At 62.7% G+C, this 21,700-nt stretch carries 19 protein-coding genes and 2 pseudogenes; 7 read left to right on the forward strand and 14 right to left on the reverse strand.

Annotation, left to right across the window (positions count from 1 at the left end; translation table 11 throughout):
* Nucleotides 1-107: 107 nt before the first annotated feature.
* Genes BFF94_RS33960 through BFF94_RS33970 form a run of 3 tightly spaced genes read right to left on the reverse strand, consistent with a single transcriptional unit; the run spans nucleotide 108 to nucleotide 3,780 of the window.
* A complete protein-coding gene (locus tag BFF94_RS33960; RefSeq protein ID WP_128841921.1) occupies nucleotides 108-1,091 on the reverse strand; it encodes an alpha/beta hydrolase in 984 nt (327 codons plus the stop codon).
* A gap of 12 nt (nucleotides 1,092-1,103) precedes the next feature.
* Nucleotides 1,104-2,567 (reverse strand): flavin-containing monooxygenase, encoded by a 1,464-nt coding sequence (locus BFF94_RS33965; RefSeq protein ID WP_128841920.1) that lies wholly within the window; start codon nucleotides 2,565-2,567, stop codon nucleotides 1,104-1,106.
* 52 nt (nucleotides 2,568-2,619) lie between these two features.
* Nucleotides 2,620-3,780, reverse strand: coding sequence for an iron-containing alcohol dehydrogenase (locus BFF94_RS33970; protein WP_201260358.1), 1,161 nt, complete (start codon nucleotides 3,778-3,780; stop codon nucleotides 2,620-2,622).
* Between the two features lie 294 nt (nucleotides 3,781-4,074).
* Between BFF94_RS33970 and BFF94_RS33975 the strand changes: the two genes are divergently transcribed.
* The 6 genes and pseudogenes from BFF94_RS33975 to BFF94_RS34000 all read left to right on the forward strand — a co-directional run.
* A complete protein-coding gene (locus BFF94_RS33975; RefSeq protein WP_128841918.1) occupies nucleotides 4,075-5,232 on the forward strand; it encodes an efflux RND transporter periplasmic adaptor subunit in 1,158 nt (385 codons plus the stop codon).
* Between the two features lie 20 nt (nucleotides 5,233-5,252).
* A complete protein-coding gene (locus tag BFF94_RS33980) occupies nucleotides 5,253-8,396 on the forward strand; it encodes a multidrug efflux RND transporter permease subunit (RefSeq protein WP_128841917.1) in 3,144 nt (1,047 codons plus the stop codon).
* A 4-nt stretch (nucleotides 8,397-8,400) separates the two neighbouring features.
* Entirely contained in the window at nucleotides 8,401-9,843 is a 1,443-nt protein-coding gene (locus BFF94_RS33985) for an efflux transporter outer membrane subunit (protein WP_128841916.1), read from the forward strand.
* A gap of 113 nt (nucleotides 9,844-9,956) precedes the next feature.
* Nucleotides 9,957-10,646: a response regulator gene (locus BFF94_RS33990; protein ID WP_128841946.1), complete on the forward strand. Its 690-nt coding sequence runs from the start codon at nucleotides 9,957-9,959 to the stop codon at nucleotides 10,644-10,646.
* Nucleotides 10,647-10,901, forward strand: coding sequence for a hypothetical protein (locus BFF94_RS33995; RefSeq protein WP_128841915.1), 255 nt, complete (start codon nucleotides 10,647-10,649; stop codon nucleotides 10,899-10,901).
* 368 nt (nucleotides 10,902-11,269) lie between these two features.
* Nucleotides 11,270-11,881: pseudogene (locus BFF94_RS34000) on the forward strand (integrase arm-type DNA-binding domain-containing protein); the annotation flags it as partial.
* Here the strand turns inward: BFF94_RS34000 and BFF94_RS38050 are convergent.
* From BFF94_RS38050 to BFF94_RS34045, 9 genes are all read right to left on the reverse strand, one after another.
* The gene (locus BFF94_RS38050) at nucleotides 11,855-12,106 is read right to left on the reverse strand and encodes a hypothetical protein (RefSeq protein WP_246637480.1); all 252 of its coding nucleotides are present in this window, start codon (nucleotides 12,104-12,106) and stop codon (nucleotides 11,855-11,857) included. The pseudogene BFF94_RS34000 and the gene BFF94_RS38050 overlap by 27 nt on opposite strands.
* A 71-nt stretch (nucleotides 12,107-12,177) precedes the next feature.
* Nucleotides 12,178-13,320, reverse strand: a complete 1,143-nt coding sequence (locus tag BFF94_RS34010; protein WP_128841914.1) for an acyl-CoA dehydrogenase family protein — start codon at nucleotides 13,318-13,320, stop codon at nucleotides 12,178-12,180.
* Between the two features lie 12 nt (nucleotides 13,321-13,332).
* A complete protein-coding gene (locus BFF94_RS34015; protein ID WP_128841913.1) occupies nucleotides 13,333-13,806 on the reverse strand; it encodes a YbaK/EbsC family protein in 474 nt (157 codons plus the stop codon).
* 6 nt (nucleotides 13,807-13,812) lie between these two features.
* Nucleotides 13,813-15,378, reverse strand: a complete 1,566-nt coding sequence (locus BFF94_RS34020; protein WP_128841912.1) for an amino acid adenylation domain-containing protein — start codon at nucleotides 15,376-15,378, stop codon at nucleotides 13,813-13,815.
* 4 nt (nucleotides 15,379-15,382) lie between these two features.
* Nucleotides 15,383-16,156 carry a thioesterase II family protein gene (locus BFF94_RS34025; protein ID WP_128841911.1) on the reverse strand — a complete coding sequence of 258 codons (774 nt, stop codon included), beginning with the start codon at nucleotides 16,154-16,156 and terminating at the stop codon, nucleotides 15,383-15,385.
* The gene (locus BFF94_RS34030) at nucleotides 16,153-16,410 is read right to left on the reverse strand and encodes a phosphopantetheine-binding protein (RefSeq protein WP_128841910.1); all 258 of its coding nucleotides are present in this window, start codon (nucleotides 16,408-16,410) and stop codon (nucleotides 16,153-16,155) included. The genes BFF94_RS34025 and BFF94_RS34030 overlap by 4 nt, the downstream gene beginning before the upstream one ends.
* 20 nt (nucleotides 16,411-16,430) lie before the next feature.
* Nucleotides 16,431-17,390 (reverse strand): chlorinating enzyme, encoded by a 960-nt coding sequence (locus BFF94_RS34035; RefSeq protein ID WP_128841909.1) that lies wholly within the window; start codon nucleotides 17,388-17,390, stop codon nucleotides 16,431-16,433.
* Nucleotides 17,391-17,517: 127 nt separating this feature from the next.
* Nucleotides 17,518-17,799, reverse strand: coding sequence for an XRE family transcriptional regulator (locus BFF94_RS34040; RefSeq protein ID WP_372454363.1), 282 nt, complete (start codon nucleotides 17,797-17,799; stop codon nucleotides 17,518-17,520).
* A gap of 100 nt (nucleotides 17,800-17,899) precedes the next feature.
* On the reverse strand, nucleotides 17,900-19,009 hold the full coding sequence (locus BFF94_RS34045; RefSeq protein WP_128841945.1) for a branched-chain amino acid ABC transporter substrate-binding protein: 1,110 nt from the start codon (nucleotides 19,007-19,009) through the stop codon (nucleotides 17,900-17,902).
* A gap of 309 nt (nucleotides 19,010-19,318) precedes the next feature.
* Here BFF94_RS34045 and BFF94_RS34050 point away from each other — a divergent pair, with 309 nt between their 5' ends.
* Nucleotides 19,319-19,966 carry a GntR family transcriptional regulator gene (locus BFF94_RS34050; protein WP_128841907.1) on the forward strand — a complete coding sequence of 216 codons (648 nt, stop codon included), beginning with the start codon at nucleotides 19,319-19,321 and terminating at the stop codon, nucleotides 19,964-19,966.
* Nucleotides 19,967-20,101: 135 nt separating this feature from the next.
* On the opposite strand, the gene BFF94_RS34055 is transcribed toward BFF94_RS34050, so the two are convergent.
* The gene (locus BFF94_RS34055) at nucleotides 20,102-21,082 is read right to left on the reverse strand and encodes an IS5 family transposase (protein WP_128841906.1); all 981 of its coding nucleotides are present in this window, start codon (nucleotides 21,080-21,082) and stop codon (nucleotides 20,102-20,104) included.
* A gap of 242 nt (nucleotides 21,083-21,324) precedes the next feature.
* Nucleotides 21,325-21,700: pseudogene (gene actP, locus BFF94_RS34060) on the reverse strand (cation acetate symporter); the annotation flags it as partial.

Here is a 21,700-nt window from a genome sequence, read left to right on the forward strand (position 1 = left end):
GAACAAGCCAGAGCGCCTCGAACTACGCGAGATTCATCCCTGGCGAACTCGACGCAGGCACGACCGCGTCATACGGCGATGCTCCAGCCCGCGCGAAGGTCAAAGCGTCAAACATCGAAACCGTCTTTTTCGGCAAGCCGCCGGACAAAGGAAACTGCGCGGTCCAGCAGATATCTCGCAGCCGGGATATTGCGGGCCGCGGTGATGATGCCGTGATGATGCCCGGGTAGATGGTGATGCTCGACAGTGCTCCCGGCGCGTGCCGCGCACGACGCGTAGGCAATGCCCTCGTCGCATAGCGGATCCAGCCCCACCGTTGCAATGAACATCGGCGGCTGCCGCCGGCCTGCTGCATGCAGCAGCGGGGACAGGCGTGGAAGGTCGAACGGAATGCCGGCCGGCACGTAGTGATCCCGGAACCAAAGCATCGATTCGGCGACAAGCGGAAAGCCACCTTGAATGCGCTGATATGACGGGAGCGACGCCGTCAGGTCCGTCACCGGATAAAACAGGATCTGCCCGATGATTGCGGATCCAACTACCGATGCCGCATTGGCGATAATGGTCGCCATATTGCCGCCGGCGCTGTCGCCCGCCAGGACCACCCGGGACGCGTTGATGGAGAGCGCGGGAGCGTTGGTGATCAGGTAGTCCAATGCCCGCTCGCAGTCTTCGAGCGGGACCGGCCACCGGTGCTCCGGCGACCGCCGGTACTCCACCGAAGCGACAGGACACCCGCTATGCCGTGCGAGATGACGGCAGATGCCGTCATGCGTGTCCACGCTCCCGATCACCCACCCGCCCCCGTGAATGAAGACCACCAGTGGATTGTCCTCGACGCGGTCCCCGTCGCTCGGACGATAGAGCCGCACCCGAATGCTGCCGTCCGCTACGGGAACACCTATATCGTCATGGGCAACAGCCTCGTCACCTGTGATGCCGTTCAATTCGCAAGCACGCGCGAAGTTCACACGTGACTGGTCGACGGAAAAGCTGCCGTAGTGGCGTCCGCCCAGTTCGCGGAACGCCCGAACGGCGTCCCGGGCATCTTCAGCAACCTCCGTCAGCGGCAACCAGTGCACTGATGTCATGTGCATCCCCGCTCAGATCGCACCGAACACGCTTTGATCCCATTGCGTCGCAGCGCGGTATTCGTCCACTGTGCCGGGCCAGTTGTTGATCACCTTGCCTTGCGCGTTCTTGTACCAACTTGAGCAGCCCGCCGAAAACGCCGAGCCGGCCATCGCCGACTGCAGCCTGCCGTTGTATTCGTCAAACACGGCCCTATCGACGTCTACTGCCTTCACGCCGGCCGCAGCCAGGCCACCGATCGCGTCGATGATGTAGTTCTGCTGGATCTCGAGCATCGAAACGATGGAGTTGTGGTTCAGATTCGTGTTCGGCCCATACAACATGAACATGTTCGGAAAGCCCGGCACGGTCATGCCGAGATACGCTTCCGGGCCGTCTTCCCACGCCTGCGCCAACGTGCAGTCGGTCCCGCGAACCTGCAGGCTGCCCTGGAATGCCTGACTCTCGAATCCCGTTCCGAACACGACCACGTCGAACGGGAGAACACGGCCGTCCCGGGTCACGATACCGTCCTCGACGAGCGCCTCTACGCCCGCCGTCTCCAACGCGACGTTGTCGCGCATGAGAGCCGGATAGTAGTCGTCCGATCGCAGAATCCGTTTGCAGGCGTATTCATAGTCCGGCGTCAGCTGCTGGCGAAGTGCCGGGTCGGACACCTGCCGATGAAGGTGTGCCAACGCCAGGCTCTTGCCTTCCGTCTGCGCGTTGGAACCAATCCTGGTGCGCTCGAACCCCGCTTCACGAAAAGCGTGCAGCGATTTCCTGCTTTCTTCGAAAAGATGAGGCTCACGCTCGTACGTGTCGAGCTGCTCCGTCGAGAAGACGATCTGATTGCGCGGCATGATCCAGTTTGCGCTTCGCTGGAACACCGTCAGTTGCGCGACCTTCGGCGCGATGACCGGCACATACTGCACGGCGCTTGCGGCGTTTCCGATGCTTGCCACACGCTTGCCACCCAGGTCCACGTCATGCCGCCACTCCGCGGAGTGGAAATAGTCTCCCTTGAAACTCGTCAGGCCGCGAACCGCGGGAATCATCGGACGGTTCAGTTGCCCCCAAGCCGGCACAAAGAATCGAGCGGTCAACCGCGAACCATCGTCCAGCTCGAACCGCCAGAGGCTTGCGTCCACATCCCATTCCGCACTGCGAATCTCGCAGTTGAACCGCAGGTGTTCTGTCAAGTCGAACCGCGTGGCAAGCGATTTCAAATAATTGAGCAGTTCATTCCTGCCGGCATACATGGCGCTTACGCGCAAATGCGGATGGAAGCTGTAGCAATACAGGTGCGATTCGGTATCGCATGCTGCGCCAGGATACGAATTGTCAAGCCAGACGCCGCCGAGTTCGGGACGCTTCTCCAACACGACAAAATCGTCGATGCCCGCGATTTTCATGCGAGCAGCCATTCCGAGGCCTCCGAAGCCTGCACCCAAAATGACGACCTCGTGGTGCTCAATCCTTTCTACATTGTTCACGGTGCACTCTCTATATTTACGTTACGGCGACTACAGATTTGCCTGCCTCGGTTCAATAGGCCTGTTCATACAGGCGCAATGCGTCTGAATCCGTTACAACGACTGGATTGTTCAACAGCAAGCGCTGCTGCTTCATGGCATCTGCCGCCAGGGCTGGCAGACTCGAACGCGTGACACCCACGTCGCGGAGACGACGCGGCGCGCCGGATCGGTCCATCAGGTCATCCATGAATCCGATGAACGCGGCAGTGCGCTCCGTGGCGTCGCCTGTTCCACCCGCGCCTACGATGTCTGCCAGTTCCGAATATTGCGAAGCTGCCGCTTCTGCGTTGAAACGCAGCACGGGCGCAAGCATCAATGCGTTGGACAAACCATGCGGGATATGGAAATGGCCACCCAATGGGTACGCCAGCGCATGGACCGCAGCCACCGGGGCATTGGCGAAGGCTTGTCCCGCGAGGGTGGCGCCCAGCAGCATTGCCTCGCGCGCGCGCCGGTCTTCGCCATTTTCGCAAGCCGGGATCAGGTTGCTCACCAGCAATCGCAGGGCCTCACGCGCAAGGGCGTCGGAAATGGCATTCTTCTTGTGCTTGCTGGTATAGGCCTCGATGGCGTGGACCATCGCGTCGATGCCTGTCGCCGCGGTATGACTGCGTGGCAGGCCGACAGTCAGTTCGGCGTCCAGGATCACTCGGTCGGCATACAGTTGACGTGCGACGATCCCCATCTTGTTTGTTTCGTTAACCGAAACGATGGAAATGTTGGTGACTTCCGACCCGGTGCCGGCCGTCGTGGGAATTTGCACCAACGGCAGGCGCGCGCCCTGGACGTTGCCGATTCCGTACATTTCTGCGAGCGATTGCTGCGAGACGGTCAGGACGGCGGCCAGTTTTGCAATGTCCATCGACGAGCCGCCGCCCAAGCCAATGACGACGTCTGCCTCTGCGCTGCGCGCGAACTCGACGCAGCGCGATACCACGATCTCCGGCGGGTCGGCCACGACCTCGTCGAAAACCGCCACGCGGAATCCCCCCGCCGCCAACGATTCTTTCGCCGGCTCCAACACGCCGGCCTTGTGCAGCCCTGCGTCGGTAACGATCAGGACATGACGGCGATCCGTCCATGCCGCCATCACTTGACCCAAGCGGCGCACACAGCCCCATTCCTGGAGAATTGACGGAACAGTTTCGAAGAGCATCGACTGCGGGGACATTTCCATTGGCGTTTCCTTCATGCAGACGTTGGCAGTTAGATCTGGGTACACATGTACTGTCGTCACCTCCCCTCCGCTTCCGCCGAACCCAGCCCAGCACGCAAATGCCCCTGAGGACGAGACTTCCGGTTTTGGGATAGACTACGCACCCTTGGTCAATTGACATAGTCATTTGACCACAACCGAAAACTTGCGGCAACTTAGTAGTTGCACGGGGCTGCGACGCGGGAACCGTCGACGCCATACTCGAACCGAAAATGCGGGCCATTGGCGCCTGCGTCCCAAGGAGTCCACATGAAAAATCAGAAACGGGGCTGCTACAGCGCCGTATGCGCGCTGGCGGCGGCGATGCTGGCGGGCTGCGGCCCCGCCGAACAGCAGGCCGCCGCGCCGGCCACCCCGGTTGCGGCGATGACGCTGGCAGGCTCGCGCCTCGATCTGACCGAAGACTTGCCCGGCCGCGTCGCAGCGGTCCGGATTGCCGAGATCCGGCCCCAGGTCAGCGGCATCGTGCAGCGACGGCTGTTCGAACAGGGCACGGAAGTGCGGGCGGGCCAGCCGCTGTTCCAGATCAACCCGGCGCCGTTCAAGGCCGACATGGATACGGCCGCGGCGGCCCTGCAACGCGCGCAAGCCGCGCTCGAACGGTCCAAGGTGCAGACCACGCGGCTTAAACCGCTGGTCGAGGCCGACGCGATCAGCCGGCAGGTCTATGACGACTCGGTGTCCCAACGCGATCAGGCCGCCGCCGACGTCGCGCAGGCCCGCGCGACGCTCGCACGACGCCAGCTCGACCTGAAGTTCGCGACCGTCGAGGCGCCGATCACCGGCCGCATCGACCAGGCCCTCGTCACCGAGGGTGCGCTGGTCGCGAGCAGCGACAGCCAGCCGATGGCACGCATCCAGCAGATCGACCAGGTTTACGTGGACGTGCGCCAGCCGGCCGCATCGCTCGAATCGCTGCGCGGCGCCCTCGCGGCCCAGCCGGACGCGACGGGTAATGGCCTGCCGGTCGACGTGCTGCGCGGCGACGACTCGCGCTACGACGTGAAGGGCCGCATGCTGTTCTCGGGCGTCAACGTCGATCCGGGCACCGGCGACGTACTGCTGCGCGTGCTGGTCGACAACCCGAAGCGCGAGCTGCTGCCCGGCATGTACGTGCGTGCCCGCATCCCGCGTGGGCACTACGACAACGCGCTGACCGTGCCGCAACAGGCGATCGTCCGCGCGGGCGGCAAGCCGCAGGTCTGGGTGCTCGACGCGAAGAGCCAGGCGCATCTGAAGGCCGTCGAGGTGGGCGAGCTGACGAACCGCAGCTACCGCATCAAGTCGGGCCTGCAGGCGGGCCAGAAGGTCGTCGTCGAAGGCATGGAGCGCCTGAGCGACGGCGCGACCGTGACGGCGACCGCATGGAAGGCGCCTGAAGCGGTCAAGACCGCTTCCGCGCACTGAGTCACGGGGAGCCTCCAGTCATGTCCCAATTCTTCATCAGGCGCCCGGTTTTCGCGTGGGTGATCGCCCTCTTCATCATCCTGCTGGGCCTGATCGCCATCCCCGAACTGCCGGTTGCGCGCTATCCGTCGGTCGCGCCGCCGACCGTCACCATTACCGCCACCTACCCGGGCGCCACGCCGCAGACGATGAGCGACAGCGTGCTGAGCCTCATCGAGCGCGAGCTGTCCGGCGTGCGAAACCTGCTCTACTTCGAATCGTCCGCGGATACCTCCGGGCAGGCGCAGATCACCGCGACCTTCAAGCCCGGCACCGATTCGGCGATGGCGCAGGTCGAAGTACAGAACAAGCTCAAGTCCGTCGAACCGCGCCTGCCCCCCGTCGTGCGGCAAAACGGCGTGATCGTGCAGTCGGCCGCCACGGGCTTCCTGTTGTTCGTCGGCCTCAAGTCGGAAAGCGGCCGCTACGACGAAAACGCGCTTGCTGACTACATGGCCCGCAACGTCGTCGAGGATCTGCGACGTGTCGAAGGCGTCGGCAAGGTGCAACTGTTCGGCTCCGAACAGGCGATGCGCATCTGGGTCGATCCGCAGAAACTGATCACCTACGGCCTGTCGATGAACGACCTGACGACGGCCGTCAGCCAGCAGAACGTGCAGATCGCCCCGGGCAGCCTCGGTGCGGCGCCCGCGCGGCCGGGCCAGCGCGTCACGGTGCCGCTCACCGCGCAAGGTCAGCTCACGTCGCCGGAGCAGTTCGCGAAGATCGTGCTGCGCGCGAACGCGAACGGCTCGAAGGTCGTGCTCGGTGATGTCGCGCGGGTCGAACTCGGCCCGCAGGCGTTCACCTTCGTCAACAGCGAGAACGGCAAACCCGCCACCTTCGCCGGCGTGCAACTGGCGCCGGGCGCCAACGCGGTGAAGACCGCGGAGGCCGTGCGCGAGCAACTGGACATGATCGCCAAGACGATGCCGTCCGGCATGACCTACTCGATCCCGTTCGATACCGCACCGTTCGTGAAGATCTCGATCGAGAAGGTGATTCACACGCTGCTCGAGGCGATGGTGCTCGTGTTCCTGGTGATGTACCTGTTCCTGCAGAACGTGCGCTACACGCTGATCCCGGCGATCGTCGCGCCGGTGGCGATGCTCGGCACCTTCACGATCATGCTGATGACAGGCTTCTCGATCAACGTGCTGACGATGTTCGGCATGGTGCTCGCGATCGGCATCATCGTCGACGATGCGATCGTCGTCGTCGAGAACGTCGAACGCCTGATGGTGGAAGAAGGCCTGTCGCCGAAGGACGCGACGATCAAGGCGATGAAGGAAATCACGGGCGCAATCATCGGCATCACGCTGGTGCTGACGGCCGTGTTCCTGCCGATGGCGATGTCGAGCGGCTCGGTCGGCGTGATCTATCAGCAGTTCACGCTGTCGATGGCCGTGTCGATCCTGTTCTCGGCCCTGCTCGCGCTGACGCTGACGCCGGCCCTGTGCGCGACGATGCTCAAGCCGGTCGAACACGGGCACCATGAAAAGCGCGGCTTCTTCGGCTGGTTCAACCGCCGCTTCGACCGCCTCACGCAATGGTACGAAACGCGCGTCGGCCGGCTGGTCGGCCGCACCGGGCGCGTGATGCTGGTGTTCGTCGCGATTTCCGCCGCGCTGGTGTTCGGCTTCCGCATGCTGCCGTCATCGTTCCTGCCCGAGGAAGACCAGGGCTACTTCATGACCGGCTTCCTGCTCCCGGCGGATTCGACCGTCGAGCGCACGGGTGACGTGGTCAAGGCGCTCGAGAAGCATCTCGCGTCGCGTCCGGCCATCGAGTCGAGCATCTCCATCATCGGCTACGGCTTCTCCGGCCTCGGCTCCAATGCGGCACTGAACTACGCAGTGCTCAAGGACTGGGACAAGCGCGAGGGTTCGTCCACGCTGGAAGAAGCGATGCACGCGCAGGCAGCGATGGGCGGTGTCACAGAAGGCACGGTCATGAGCCTGTTGCCGCCGGCGATCGACGGGCTGGGCACCAGCTCGGGCTTCACGATGCGCCTGCAGGATCGCGCCAACCAGGGCTACGCGGCGCTCAAGGCGGCTGAAACCAGGCTGCTCGAACTGGCCGCGCAAAGCAAGGTGGTGACCGGCGTCTATCCGGACAGCCTGCCGACCGGTACGAGCGTGAAGCTGGACATCAACCGCGACAAGGCCGAAGCGCTCGGCGTGTCGTTCACGAGCATCAGCGACACGCTGTCGGCCGCGATGGGTTCGACCTACGTGAACGACTTTCCGAACGCAGGCCGCATGCAGCAGGTGATCATCCAGGCCGATGCGCCGGCACGCATGCAGATCGAAAACGTGATGAAGCTCTACGTGCGCAACGCGACCGGCGGCATGGTGCCGCTGTCCGAAGTGGTGCGTCCGGTCTGGTCGGAAGCCCCGCTTCAGATGGTGCGCTTCCAGGGTTATCCGTCCGCGCGCATCTCCGGCGGTTCGGCACCCGGCTACTCCAGCGGCGCGGCGATGGCCGAGATGGAGCGTCTGGCCGCGCAGTTGCCGCCGGGCTTCACGGTTGCCTGGACCGGCCAGTCGCTGCAGGAGCGCGAGTCGGCATCGCAGGCGCCGATGCTGATGGCGCTGTCGATGATCGTCGTGTTCCTGGTGCTCGCGGCGCTCTACGAGAGCTGGGCGATTCCGTTGTCGGTGATGCTGGTGGTGCCGCTCGGCCTGATCGGCGCACTCGGCGCCGTGATGCTCCGCGGGCTGCCGAACGACGTGTTCTTCAAGGTCGGGATGATCACCGTGATCGGCCTGTCGGCGAAGAACGCGATCCTGATCGTCGAATTCGCAAAGCAGTTGCGCGAGGAAGGCAAGGGGCTGATCGAGGCTGCCGTGCTGTCGTCGAAGCTGCGCCTGCGCCCGATCCTGATGACGTCGCTCGCGTTCGGGCTCGGCGTGGTGCCGCTCGTCATCGCCTCCGGCGCCAGCTCCGAGACGCAGCACGCGATCGGCACCGGCGTGCTGGGCGGCATGATCACCGCCACCGTGCTGGCCATTTTCTTCGTTCCGGTTTTCTTCGTGTTCGTGATGAGCATCCAGGAACGCATCTCGGCATGGCTGGCACCCGGCAAGAAGCCCGCCACCGTGACCCACGAACAAGAAGGTTGATGCCATGCGATTGCTTATTCTTTCCGCTGCGGTTTCCGCCGCCCTCGCGCTATCGGCGTGCTCGATGGCGCCGAAGCTGGTCAAGCCCGAGATGCCGGTGCCGACCGCCTATACGACCGTTGCCGCGGCCGATCAGCACGCAAACGCGGCCGATCTCGGCTGGCGCACGATGTTCGGCGACCGTCGCCTGCAGCGCCTGATCGAGCTCGCACTCGACAACAACCGCGACCTGCGCCTGGCCGCGCTGAACGTCCAGGCTGCCGAAGCGCAGTACGGAATCCAGCGTTCCGCGCGCCTGCCGTCGATCGGCGCCGGCGCGAGCTTCACGCGCCAGCGCACGGCGGCCGACTCGCAATCCAACCCGCCGCTGCTCGAAAACACGCAGAACCAGTACGGCGTGAACATCGGTGTCAGCGCATTCGAGATCGATCTGTTCGGACGCGTGAAGTCGCTATCCGATGCGGCGTTCGCGCGCTACCTCGCGACCGATCACGGCCGCCGCGCGGTGCAGATCGCGCTCGTCGGCTCCGTGGCCAACGCGTATTTCGCCGAGCGCCTCGCGCAGGAACAGCGCGCGCTGTCCGAACGCACGCTGAACGACTGGCGTCAGTCGCTCGATCTCGCGCGCCGGCTCAAGCTCGCGGACCAGGCCAGCGGCGTCGACATCGCGCAGGCCGAAGGCCAGGTCGCGAGCGCCAGTGCCGATCTCGAAGCGCGTTCGCGCGCCGTCGAGCAGGCGGGCAACGCGCTGCGGCTGCTGGTCGGCACCGACCTGCCGAAGAACCTGCCCGACCCGCTGTCGCTGGAACGCCAGCCGGTGATGACGCAACTGCCGGCCGGACTGCCGTCGGAATTGCTGTACCGCCGGCCGGACATCCAGCAGACCGAGCAGAATCTCGTCGCCGCCAACGCCGACATCGGCGCGGCGCGCGCGGCATTCTTCCCGCGCCTGTCGCTGACCTCGTCGATCGGCTTCCTCAGCCCGGGGCTGGGCAGCCTGTTCGACGGCGGCCAGCGCGTGTGGAGCTTCGCGCCGCAGGTCACGTTGCCGATCTTCCAGGGCGGCCGGCTGCGTTCCGAACTGAATCTCGCGGAAGTGCGCAAGTCCAGCGCGGTCGCCGAGTACGAACGCGCGATCCAGACCGCGTTCCGCGAAGTGGCCGACGGCCTCGCCGGGCGCGAGACCTTCAGCCGCCAGATCGACGCGCAAACCCGGGTCGTCAAGAGCGCCGAGCGCCGCACCGATCTCGTAAACCTGCGTTATCGCGCCGGCATCGAGGATCGGCTGGAACTGCTCGACTCGCAGCGACAGCTGTACGCCGCGCGTCAGACATTGCTGGATCTGCGCAACGCCGAACTGGACAACGCGGTCGCGCTCTACAAGGCGCTCGGTGGCGGCCTGACCGACACCGACGTGCCTCTCGCCAACAGCGTGGCGAACAACTGAGCCATGGGTCGTCGCCCGTCCGTTCGCGACGACTGAAAGCACGGTGAAGCCCGGCGGCGCACGTGCCGCACCGCCGGCCCGCCTGCCGGTTACGCTCCCTTCCAGTGAACCCGATGAACCCTCTGATACTCATTGCCGAAGACGATCCGGAGATCGCCGACATACTCGACGCCTGCCTCGCTCACGACGGCTTTCGCACCTACCGCATCGGTCACGGCCACGCCGTGCTCGACGTGCAGCCCGTGCTGAAGCCCGACCTGATCCTGCTCGGCGTCAGGATGCCGCAGAAGGACGGCTGGGAAGTCCTGGTCGAACTGCGCCGCCGGAGCGACACGCCGATCGTCGTCATCACGTCGCTCGACCGCGAGATCGATCGCTTGCAGGGGCTGCGGTTCGGTGCGGACGACTACATCACAAAGCCGTTCAATCCGGCCGAGGTGGCCGCGCGCATCCGTGCGATCCTGCGTCGCATCGAGACGGCCGCCTCGGGACGCTTCATCAAGGTCGGCAACCTTGAAGTCGATACGCAAAGCTATCTGACCACGGTCCGCACGAACACCGGAGAAACCAGCGTCGCGCTGACACTGACCGAATTCCGGCTGCTCGCCCACTTGGCCGGCTCGCCAAGCCGCGTGTTCACGCGCAGTGAACTGATCGACGCCTGCCTCGCCGACGTCGATGCGCAGGAACGTACCGTCGACAGCCATATCAGCCGGCTGCGCAAGAAGCTCGAATGCGCCGGCGCGCCCGGGATGCCCGAAGTGATGCGTGGCGTCGGCTATCGACTGCGCGGCGCCCAGTAAGTGCGTGTCACCGACCGTGGCTGCGTGGTGCGGGTTTTCGGACTGCTGACAGCCACTATCGCCCTGACCATTCTGAACGGATGGTTCGTCGTCTATGGCTTGATCGTTGTAACTGCGTCTCCGGTGAGCAACAACCCGATCGCGGCCGTGATCCGGGAGACGCCGAGCTATCTGATCCTTGCCGCCCTGCTGCTGGCCGGGCTGGTCTCGACGGTGATCGAGCTTGTGAAGCTGGGTCGCAAAGCAGGTTTGTAATCCGTTTGCTCCGCATTCGCCGCCGCCTCCCGTCCCCCGGTGAAAGGATATTTCCTGCAACTCCCCGGCAGATGGGATAGCGCTATCGATGCCTGGGCAAGTGCGCGGGCGACAACGGCTTCACTTCTTTGCGTCGGATACAGGTTCGCCGCCTACACGGGCAATTCATCCAAAATACCCTGAGCACCCTCAAACATCCGGATCCGGAATCCGAGTGTCTTTATATTCCTCGGCATGGATCGACATCCATGCAAGCACTGACAAACCCACTCTACAAGGATTCTGTGGGAAACCCTCCGAATTTCAGATTGACTGACGTAGATCGACTTCCGCAGCATTTGCCTACACGGCGCCTACGTGGACGGCACATGACCAAACAAAACTTCACGGTCACTCGAGTCGAGGGGCTTCAGTGCGAGCCCGGCAAGCAGCAAACGATCTACTGGGATGCGAAAGCGCCTGGTCTCGGCCTGCGCGTCACAGCCGCGGGCGCGCGATCCTACATATTCGAGTCGCGCCTGTTCGGCAAAACGGTTCGCGTACCCATCGGAAACGTCAGAGCCTGGGATTTAGGTCGGGCACGCACCGAAGCCGCCCGACTGAAAACGCTTGTCGACGATGGTAAGGATCCGCGCGAATTGCGAGCGGAACAGCAAGCCGCCCACGAGGCTCGACAAGTTGAGGCGCGGCGGCGAGACGTTACTTTCGGCGAGGCATAGGACCCGTACGTGGAAGTTCGTAGACCGTTTTGGAGTGAGCGGCATTACCTCGACCATCTGCAACACGCTCAGGTGGGTGGTCTCCCCAAAAAACGCGGAAGAGGAACAACGCACCCAGGCGCACTGGCTGAACTGCGCCCGCTGAAGATGTCCGAATTGACTGCCAATCGGATTGCAAATTGGTTGGCTTCGCAAGCTATGCACCGTCCAACCGTGTCAGCACTTTCGTTTCGGTTACTGAGGGGGTTTATCCGCTGGGCGGAAATACGGGATGTCGTGCGGTAACTGGAGCGTCCAGTGACGACTCGCCAGGAATGCCAGGCCCCCGAGCTTGAACCGAAACGCCGTGAAGTCATGCAGTGCGAGCGGGCCCAGTAGGATGCCGCCGACGATCTCGCCGATCACTTTGCATTGCCCCATCAGCTCGGCGATTGCGCCGCAGCCGTTGCAAACCAGAACGACGACGGCCACTTGTATCAACCACATGACATGCTCCGCGCGCAAGAAAGGAAAAGTGGCCTCAAGGCACTGCAAGCCGGGCGGCGCGCCCGGCACGCTCAGTCGAGCAGAGACTCCGAGTCGACGCTGTCGAAGATGATCTCGCGCATGAGTTCGCTCGCGCCGGCAGCAATCGTTCCAGCCGTCGCATCGCGATAGAGCCGCGCGACATCCGATTCCGACTGGTAGCCGCGCGCGCCGTGAAACTGCGCGCCCAGATGCGCCGCGCGCTTTGCGAGCTCGGTGCTGCGTAGCTTCAGGATCGCCGCGTCGCCGCTGCCAAGTTTTCCGCCCGCATACTGCTGGACCAGTCGATAACCGAAACTGCGAAGCAGCCGCAGTTCGGCGATCAGATCGGCCAGTTCGTGCCTGATTGATTGATTCGCGCTCAGCGGCGCGCTGCGCACCATGCGCTGACGCACGAAGCGATCGCCGAGCCGGATGCTGTACGCGGCGCCACCGAGCGCAAGCATGCCAGCCACCATGCGCTCGAAATCGAGGCATCGCATCAGATAGGTGAACGCCTTGTCGGTCTTGCCGAGCACATTATCGTGGGGCACCGCGACGTTCTCGAAGCGGATATCACAGACGTCGGCGCTGCGCCATCCCAGCAGGTTCAGCGGCATGCGCGTAACGCCGGGCGCGTCGGCATCGACCAGCATCAGGCTGCACCCGCCAAGCGCATGCCGCTGCGCGTTGCTCCGAACAAGCGCGACGATCAGCGCGGCCTGCGAACCGTTGGAGATGAAGCGTTTCGTACCGTTGATGCGCCACGCGTCTCCGGCCGCCTCGGCGGTGCATTGCAGACCGCTCAGGTCGCTGCCCGCCTGATCCTCGGTAATGGCAAGCGCGGCCACGGCCGTGCCGTTGCGCATTCTCGCGAGATAACGTTCACGCTGCGCGTCGTTGCCGAACCACGCGAGGTAGGATGCGGCCATGAACACATGCACACCGACGGCTGCACGCACGCCCGCGTAACCGAGGCGCCCCAGTTCCTCGAGAAACACGGCGCTACGCACAAAGCCTTCGCCTTCCAGCGGAAAATCTAGCAATTCCGCGCTGGCCAAAGCGCGCCAGACGGCTCGCGGAAGATGGCCGCGCGCCTCGGCGGCCTCGGCCTCGGGCAGCAGGCAGGCGCGCAGCCGCTCGCGAACCTCGGCGGCGAACGCGTGGTATTGCTCGGCCGGATAGGGACTAGACATGGGCGTGCTTTGTCATTTCACCGAGACCACGCGATGCGGGGGCAGGATGTCCGTGAAGCGGCCCGAGATCTTGAAGACCGCGTTCGGCGTACCGGCCGCCGCCCAGAGTTCGTCGAACTTGAGCAGATCCTCGTCCACCAGGAGCGCGACCTCCTCCCTGTGCCCGAGCGGTGGTACGCCGCCGATCGCAAAGCCAGTCGCCTCCTTGACGAAGTCGGCGTCGCCCTTGACGATTTTCGCGCCGATCAATTGCGAAATCACCTCCTCGTTCACGCGATTCGGCCCGCTGGCGAGCACCACCACCGGCCGGTCGTCCTCCATCGATCGAAACACCAGCGACTTGACGATCTGCGCCTTCTGGCAGCCGAGCGTCTGGGCGGCGTCGTCGGCGGTACGCGTCGAGGCGGGCAGTTCGAGAACTACCATCTCCAGACCGCGGTTCGCCAGCACGTCCTGGAAATATTGGGCGCGTTTGCTCAGACTCATGCTCGATCACTCCAATGTCTGTTTAAGATGTCGATGATCGATCTTGCCGTTGGCCGACATCGGCAGATCATCGCAAAGATGGATTTGCGCCGGCACCATGTACGCGGGCAGCACCTCGGCCAATCCGGCGCGGATTTGTTCGGGGCGGCAGCTTTCGTGTTCGGGTACGACGAACGCCACCAACCGCTTCTCGATGCCGTTGTCATGCATGGTCACGTAGCTGCGCCGCACTTCAGGCCTGCATTGCAGATGAAACGAGATTTCGCCGAACTCGATCCTGAAGCCGTTGATCTTCACCTGATCGTCCTTGCGCCCCTTGAAGACAAGCACGCCGTCCTCGCGCAGGTAGCCGATGTCGCCGGTGTGGTAGAGACGCTCGTGCCGCCCGCCGATGTCGTACTCCACAAAACGCTCGCGAGTGATGTCCGGCATATCTAGATAGCCCGGCGTCAGGCCCGGCCCGGCTACGCATATTTCGCCGGGCTCGCCGGCCCCGCAAAGCGAATCCTGATCGACGAGATAGATGCGCGTGTTCTGGATCGGCAGCCCGATCGGCAACATGGTCTCGTCGGCCCGGATTTCGCGCACGGGATACCATGTCGTGAACGTCGTGCATTCCGTCGGACCGTAGACGCTGACGATCCGGTCCACGCCGTAGCGGCGTAGCGCTTCGCCCATGTGATGCAGCGAGTGCGCCTCGCCACCGGTCAGGACGGTTGACACGCTCGCAAGTGTCGCGGGAGCTTCGTCGACCAGCGCGTTGAACAGCGCCGTCGTCAGGAACAGCAGGTTGACCCGCTGGCGCTCGATTAGCTCGCGCAGGCGTGAGGCTCGCACGAAGCCGTCCTCGTAGACGATGCAGGCGCCGCCATTGAGCAGCGGCCCCCAGATCTCGAAGGTGGCGGCATCAAACGCGACCGACGCCATGTGCAGGACGCGGCTCTTGCGATCGAGTCGCGCATAACGCGCGCCGAACACGAGGCGCGCGATCCCGCAGTGCTCTATCGGCACGCCCTTGGGTTGTCCGGTGGAACCTGAGGTGAAGTTGATATATGCAATCGACTCTGCCGTTGCCAGCCCGTGAGGCGCCTCGCACCGGCCCTCCTCTCGAAGCTCGTCGAGCGACATCGGCACCACGCGGCATGTCTCGAATGCCGCGTTCATCACGCCGGATGCGCCGCAGAGCACATGCCGGCAGGCGGTCTGCCCGACCAGATGAGCGAGCCGCTGCGTGGGCCATGCCTCGTCAAGCGGCAGATAGGCCGCGCCTGCCTTGAGTATCGCCACCAGCGCGACAATCAGATCCGCACCGCGCGGCAGGCTCAGCGCGACTACGTCACCCGGGCGCACATCCTGCGAGATCAGGCGCCACGCCAGAGCGTTGGCGCAGTCGTTCAGTTCGCGATAGGTGCAGGTTCGGGTTGCCGTGATCACGGCTTCCTCGTCGGGCCAGCGCGCGGCGGCGTCCTCGAACAATTCTCCGACGCTCGCGTCGTCCGGATATGGCACGAACGTCTGATTGATCCGCTCGTGAAGCGAAAGCGCGGCTTCATCATAGCGAAGCGATTTCATCGGGCTAGCTCCTCAAACGAGTGGCCATGTGTGCAAGCAACAGTTCGCGATGGCTATCGAGAAAAAAATGCGCCCCGTCGATACCGAACAGCTCGCATCCGGAAGTGGTGAAGCTTCGCCAGCCGGCCACGCTAGCTTCGCCATCGATCGGATCCGCTTGGCCGTAATAGACGTGCAGCGGTACATTGAGCGGCGTCCGGTGCCAGTCGCCCCATAGCTCCGCGAGCCGCATGTCGGCGCGCAAGGCGGGCAGCATCAGCGTCATCAGCCGCTCGTTCTCGAACACCTCGGCTGGCGTGCCCCCCATTGTGCGCACTGCGACGCGGTACTCCGATTCCGGCAGATCATGCAGGTAAGGCCGAACCTGCGGACTGTCGGGACTGCGGCAACCGCCGAGGAAAAGCCGCCGGCACGTGCCCGGCGGCACCATCGAGCGGGCCCGCTGCGCGATCTCGTAGGCGAGCCGACCGCCGAAGCTATGCCCGAACAGCGCGTGCGGCTCGCCGAGATACGGTGCGAGAACGCTCGTGCAATCCTCGACCAACGCAGGCCACTCGCTATAGAGCGACTCGCGCAGACGCATGCCCCGGCCGGGAAGACGCACCGCCACCAGTTCGACATCGAGGTCGAGATACTCGACCCAACTCCGGAACAGGTCGGCGCTGCCGCCGGCATAAGCAAAACAGATCAGCCGCAGGCGAGGATCGGCAACGGGTCGCGGAATCAGACACCAGCGTGACGGATCCGGGCCCCCTTGCCGGGAGCGTGGCTCCGTCACGAGGCGCGCGTCTCAAGATGCTGCACGATGTGGCTCGCGATGTCGGAGAGACGGCTCTGCTCGAACAGTGCCTCCGGCGTCAGCGCATCTTCGCCGAAGTGCCCTTCCACCCGTGACAACAGCTTGACCGCGGTGATGGATGTCCCGCCTGATTCGAAGAAATCGCTGTCGGCATTCTCGACCCGCAGACCCAGAGCACTGCAGGTATCCACTAACCAAGCCTGGACGTCGGCGATATCGTTCCGATTGCTCATGATGTTTGTTCCATTCTGGATTAGCGTGCCCGGAAACGGAAACCGTTGACGTTCTCGCTGACGAAATGGTTGTGGCCGAAGGTGTCTTGGCCAGCCACCTGCACACAGCCAAACTTGTCGAGGTTGGCGCTGCCGCCGAATTCCTCCAGCGTGTTGGAGTACGGATAGACGCGCACCGAATTGGGTAGATAGCGCGCGGCGAAGCCCAGACGCATCTTGTCGGTCAGCCCGCTATGCGGATGCGAGGCGTGCATCAGCGTCGACCAGAAGATGATGAACTGGCCTTGGCGCATGACCATCGATTTGGCCTGGCTTTCGTCCGGGCTCCAATTCGGATCCTTTTGAAGCTGCCGATAGTCGTAGCCGAAAAAGCCGCGGCGGACGCCCTGCTTTTCGATATTGTTGATGGCATCCTCGCGATATTCCATGGCCTTCGACTCATCGTAGTTCATGGTGCGATGCGTGCCGGGAATAAACTGTAGGCAACCGTTCTCGACGCCCGCTTCCGTGAAAGCCGACCAGACCGTGATGGTACCGCCGAACTGCGCATCCTCGGGCCACACGATTTGCGGATGCTTGGAGCCGGCCACGTTGGAAAAATTGTCCGCCTGATGCCAGTCCGTGCCCTCGTCGCCGGGGTACTTCGGAAAGAATTCCGTGCGCCAGCACAACACGTCCGGGCCGAGAATGCTCGCTACCCGGTCGGTGATTTCAGGGCGCATGATGTGCGATGCTAGGAAGTCGACATCAAGGTGGCGATCATAATTGGCCAGGTTGGTCACCCCGGAAATGGATTTTTCCTGGCTGTAAATGGCTTTTTTCGTGTTGAGTAACTTGGGCCGCAACGCCTGGAGACTGGCCTCCATCTCGTCGCTGGGGTAAGCATCGAACGGCCCAATATAGCCATTCCGATTAAAATCCTCTATCTCTTCCTTACTTAACGAAAACTTAGAGTCGCCTACTTCGATTTGGTCGACCACGATTAGCCCTCGCAATTCTGATTGAAAATAGAATTTCTTATATGCGCAAATAATTTCGACTTGCTCTTTGACGTGAAAACCGAACAACGGCCTGCGGTACGCATGCCACAGAGGCGTGATGGACAACTCAACCCTGCAGCGCCGATTTGGTCGCAGCGAGACCTCGCTTGACTGGCGCGCCACGCGGTTTCTTGTGCGTGATTTCCATCTGCCTGATAATGTCGCGAAACTCGATCTGATGATTCGCCATCTCGCCCATCAGCAACACAATCACCGCGAGATGTGATGGAACCACTCCCTTCTGCGAATAGTTCGTTATGGAATTCTCATTCATCCTTACTAGATTCGCGAATTCCCGAGCGGTCAGCTGCGCTCTCCTGAGCTGATCGCGAAATTCGCAATACGTCATTACGGACACAACGGCTCTCCTTAAAAAAGATCCGCAGTTCAGCCGAAACCGATTCACTGTGCCAAATTTCTTGATTTCGCGATCTCGGCCATATCCCCGGTTACATCTTCACCTGGTCGAGAAACGTCTTCTTGCCTGCCTTATAGACATACAACGAAATCACGCCGCGCGCGAGATCGCCATGGGAGTCGAACGTGGTTTCACCGATCACGCCGTGGTAGTCGGTAGCCGGCATCGCCGCGAGAACCTTGGCCGCGTCGGTGGACTTCGCGCGCTTCATCGCATCGACAATGATGTTCACGGCGTCATAGGCGAACGGCGCATCGTATTCGACGACCTGCCCGAAGCGCTTCTTGTACTTCGTCTGGAACGCCGCCCCGCCCGGCATCGTCTCGATTGCCGCGCCGGCTTGCGAACACACGACGTTCTCGGTCGCGTCGCCAGCGAGATTGGCCAGCGATTCCGTGCAGACGCCGTCGCCCGTGAAAACGCGTACGCGCAAGCCGAGTTGCTTCGCCTGCTTCGTGAACGGGCCGCCGGTCGCGTCCGAACCTCCATACATGATCGCGTCGGGCGTCTCGCCCTTGATCTTGGTGAGCACCGAGCGGAAATCGACGGCCTTGTCGCTCGTGGCATCGTGCGACAGCACGGTAAGCCCCAGTTCCTTCGCGCGCTTCTCGAATTCGTTAGCCAAACCCTGGCCGTAGGCGGTGGAATCGTCGACGATCGCGACCCGGTGGATGGTGCCCAGTTTCTTCGCGTAGTTGGCCAGTGCAGGGCCTTGCTGCGCGTCCGTGGCTACGACCCGAAAGGTGGTCTTGAAGCCCTGCTGCGTATAGACAGGATTGGTCGATGACGGCGAGATCTGCGTAATGCCGGCGTCGCTATAGATCTTCGAGGCCGGAATCGACGTGCCAGAGTTCAGATGACCGACGACGGCAACGACCTTGTCGTCGACGAGCTTCTGAGCTACTTGCGTGGCAGTGCGTGGGTCGGCCGCATCGTCCTGCGCGTCGAGCTGCAACGTGACGGAACGGCCGCCGATCGTCAGCCCCTTTGCGTTGATTTCTTCCACGGCAAGACGCGCACCATTTTCGTTATCTTTACCAAGATGTGCGATGCCACCGGTCAGCGGTTCGACGCTGCCGATCTTCACGACGACCTGATCGGCACGCGCTACTGTCGCGACGGCAACCACCAGCAACGAAATCGTGGCGGTAAGCGAAAGCTTAAGTACGCTGGATGAGTGTGCTCGTTTCAACTGGTGTTCTCCTGCGAATTTTTTAAGGGCTTCCCGTGACGCTTGGCGGTTGGGCCTGGTTCTTGCTTGAAAACCATCAGTCCCTGGAATCGCTCCCCACCGCAGCAGCGCGCGGCACCCCGGGATTCGCCGCCCTCACTGAGGACGTCGCAACGCTTCCAATCTGAAATGTATCCAATTAGGTTGATTGGATACATTTGTAGCATATCGTCGCCAAGATACAATTGGCAAGACAAAAAATTAATCAGGAGGTGAGCATTGCGTCCCCCAACCACGTTGGTTGCCGAAGCGATTCGCGAGGACATTCTGCGCGGCGAATTACCGCCTGGAACACCGCTGATTCAGGAGAATCTCTCAGCCAAATATGGCGTGAGCCGGATCCCGATCCGTGAAGCACTGGTGCGCCTCAAGGCTGACGGGCTGGCCCGCCAGGAAGGCAAGCGCGGCCTGATGGTGGCTCCGCTGCAAGCCGACGAAGCCGAGGACTTATGGATGATGCGTTCGCGTCTGGAGCCGCTCGCGCTGGAAATGGCGTTTCCCTTCCTGACGAAGAGCGTGCTGGGTGAGGCAGAGGATCTGATCGACGAGGTCGAGCACCTCGGCAACGATCCGGCGAAGCAGAGCCACGTAAACTGGCTCTTTCACCGCACGCTCTACGAAAAGGGCAATCGCCAGCGTTTGCTCGTGACGCTCGATGCACTACATATGCAGGCGGACAGGTACCTGCGATACCAATATGACGTGATGAGCCACAGCCCCAATAGCCGCGCCGAGCATATGGCAATCCTCGGCGCGCTGCGCGCCCGCGATCTGGAACATGCTTGCACCATCCTTGCGAGGCACATCGAGGACGCCGGACGCAAACTGGTCGCGGCCTTGCGCAACGCGCCTGCCATCAGGACATGAGCTAGGGAAGCGCTGCTCAATAGGCTCGTTGCTGTCGTTAGCGACGAGTCAGCTTGCAATTTTCAGAATGACGAAGGAATTCGATGGCGATCGAGATGGGTTTTGCTCGGATACGGGGCCCACTTCTCGCATTTTTCATGCACATGACGGATTCCCCCTAGGAGCCGAGCGCAGCAGGTTTTTCGCAATCACCAGGTTCGCCAACGCGAACAGGCTGAACAATTGCGCCGTGTTCTTGGCGAGTCCCTTGTAGCGCACCTTACGATGGTGGAACAGGTTCTTGACGATATGAAACGGATGCTCGACCCGCGCACGGATCTGCGCCTTGGTTCGCTCGATCTCGACCAACAAGTCCTTCAGCGCACCGTCTCGCATCGCCTTGATCTTTCCGCGCTTGATAGCCACGCGCCACTTCACCGGCTTGCCATTCATCTCGTCGCGTTTGTCCACGCCAGCGTAACCGGCATCGCCAAACGCCTCCTGCTCATGCCCGTGCAACAGAGCGTGAGCCAGCGAAACATCCGATACGTTGGCCGACGTGCCAACCACGCTATGAACCAGACCCGAATCGGCGTCGACACCGATGTGGGCTTTCATACCGAAGTACCATTCGTTTCCCTTCTTCGTTTGATGCATCTCCGGGTCACGACTCTTCTCGGCATTTTCAGTCGACGGTGGTGCCGCGATGATCGTCGCGTCGACCAACGTGCCTTCCTTCATCAGCAACCCGCGCTCGCACAACGAAATGCCGATCTCGTCGAACAGCTTGCGCGTCAGGTCGTGCTCGACCAGCAGACGACGGAACTTCAGCAGCGTGGTCGCATCCGGCACGTCCTCGATCGCCAGATCAATGCCTCCGAAGGCACGCATTGCAATACTGTCGTACAGCGCGTCTTCCAGCCCTTCGTCCGACAATCCGTACCACTGTTGCAGGAAGTAGATCCGCAGCATCCGTTCCAAGCCGATCGGCGGTCGGCCTCGCTCACCCTTCGGGTAGTACGGCTCGATGGCCGACAGCAAACGCTGCCATGGGACGACGCTCTCCATCTCTGCCAGGAAGCGCTGCCGCTTCGTCACACGCTTCTTCCCCGCACTTTCCGCTTCTGCAAAGCCTATCTACCGCTTCATGGTCCTGGGTCCGTTCCGTGAGCTTCCTTTTACAACATCCTCGGAACCATCATCGATGACCGCCGAGCCTGATAAATCAGTGTTTCCCTATCGAGGTAGACCGGTCGTCTTGTGTCGCCCGCGTATTGCCTCATCAAACGACCAACGGATGGCTGCTCGTCGTTGCTCACCGGATTTCCGGAAAATATCCGTCCGGCGATCCGGACTGATAGGCGCATTCGTCTGATTAATCAGTGCTGCACGGCGCGCCCGGCCAGCACGCCCGTCTGCGCGTAGAACTCCTGCTGCGCGAACGCGTCGCGCTCGCGCCGCGCACGCTCGCCGCGATCCGCGAGCGAGCCGACGACGATCCCGATGAACGCGAGCGGCACCGACACGAGCGCCGGGTTGTCGAGGAACACCGGTGCGTGCGCGTGGTGCAGCACGTCGACCCATACCGACTTCGACAGCACCGTGAGCGTCACTGCCGACACGAGGCCGAGCCCGCCGCCGAGCACCGCGCCGCGCGTCGTCATCCCGCGCCAGAAGATCGACATCGCGAGCACCGGGGAATTCGTGCTCGCGGCCACTGCCCCGACGAGGCCGACCATGAACGCGACGTTCACG

The sequence above is a fragment of the Burkholderia catarinensis genome (assembly GCF_001883705.2).
In the GTDB taxonomy this organism is placed as follows: domain Bacteria; phylum Pseudomonadota; class Gammaproteobacteria; order Burkholderiales; family Burkholderiaceae; genus Burkholderia; species Burkholderia catarinensis.

Bases quoted from the DNA above. Each gene is read 5' to 3' on its own strand.
- BFF94_RS33980 (WP_128841917.1), top strand. From the start codon at position 5,253: ATGTCCCAATTCTTCATCAGGCGCCCGGTTTTCGCGTGGGTGATCGCC.
- BFF94_RS38050 (WP_246637480.1), bottom strand. From the start codon at position 12,106: ATGTGGTTGATACAAGTGGCCGTCGTCGTTCTGGTTTGCAACGGCTGC.
- BFF94_RS33960 (WP_128841921.1), bottom strand. From the start codon at position 1,091: ATGACATCAGTGCACTGGTTGCCGCTGACGGAGGTTGCTGAAGATGCC.
- BFF94_RS33985 (WP_128841916.1), top strand. From the start codon at position 8,401: ATGCGATTGCTTATTCTTTCCGCTGCGGTTTCCGCCGCCCTCGCGCTA.
- BFF94_RS34030 (WP_128841910.1), bottom strand. From the start codon at position 16,410: ATGAGCAATCGGAACGATATCGCCGACGTCCAGGCTTGGTTAGTGGAT.
- BFF94_RS34010 (WP_128841914.1), bottom strand. From the start codon at position 13,320: ATGTCTAGTCCCTATCCGGCCGAGCAATACCACGCGTTCGCCGCCGAG.
- BFF94_RS34040 (WP_372454363.1), bottom strand. From the start codon at position 17,799: ATGACGTATTGCGAATTTCGCGATCAGCTCAGGAGAGCGCAGCTGACC.
- BFF94_RS34015 (WP_128841913.1), bottom strand. From the start codon at position 13,806: ATGAGTCTGAGCAAACGCGCCCAATATTTCCAGGACGTGCTGGCGAAC.
- BFF94_RS33970 (WP_201260358.1), bottom strand. From the start codon at position 3,780: ATGTCCCCGCAGTCGATGCTCTTCGAAACTGTTCCGTCAATTCTCCAG.
- BFF94_RS34020 (WP_128841912.1), bottom strand. From the start codon at position 15,378: ATGAAATCGCTTCGCTATGATGAAGCCGCGCTTTCGCTTCACGAGCGG.
- BFF94_RS33990 (WP_128841946.1), top strand. From the start codon at position 9,957: ATGAACCCTCTGATACTCATTGCCGAAGACGATCCGGAGATCGCCGAC.
- BFF94_RS33975 (WP_128841918.1), top strand. From the start codon at position 4,075: ATGAAAAATCAGAAACGGGGCTGCTACAGCGCCGTATGCGCGCTGGCG.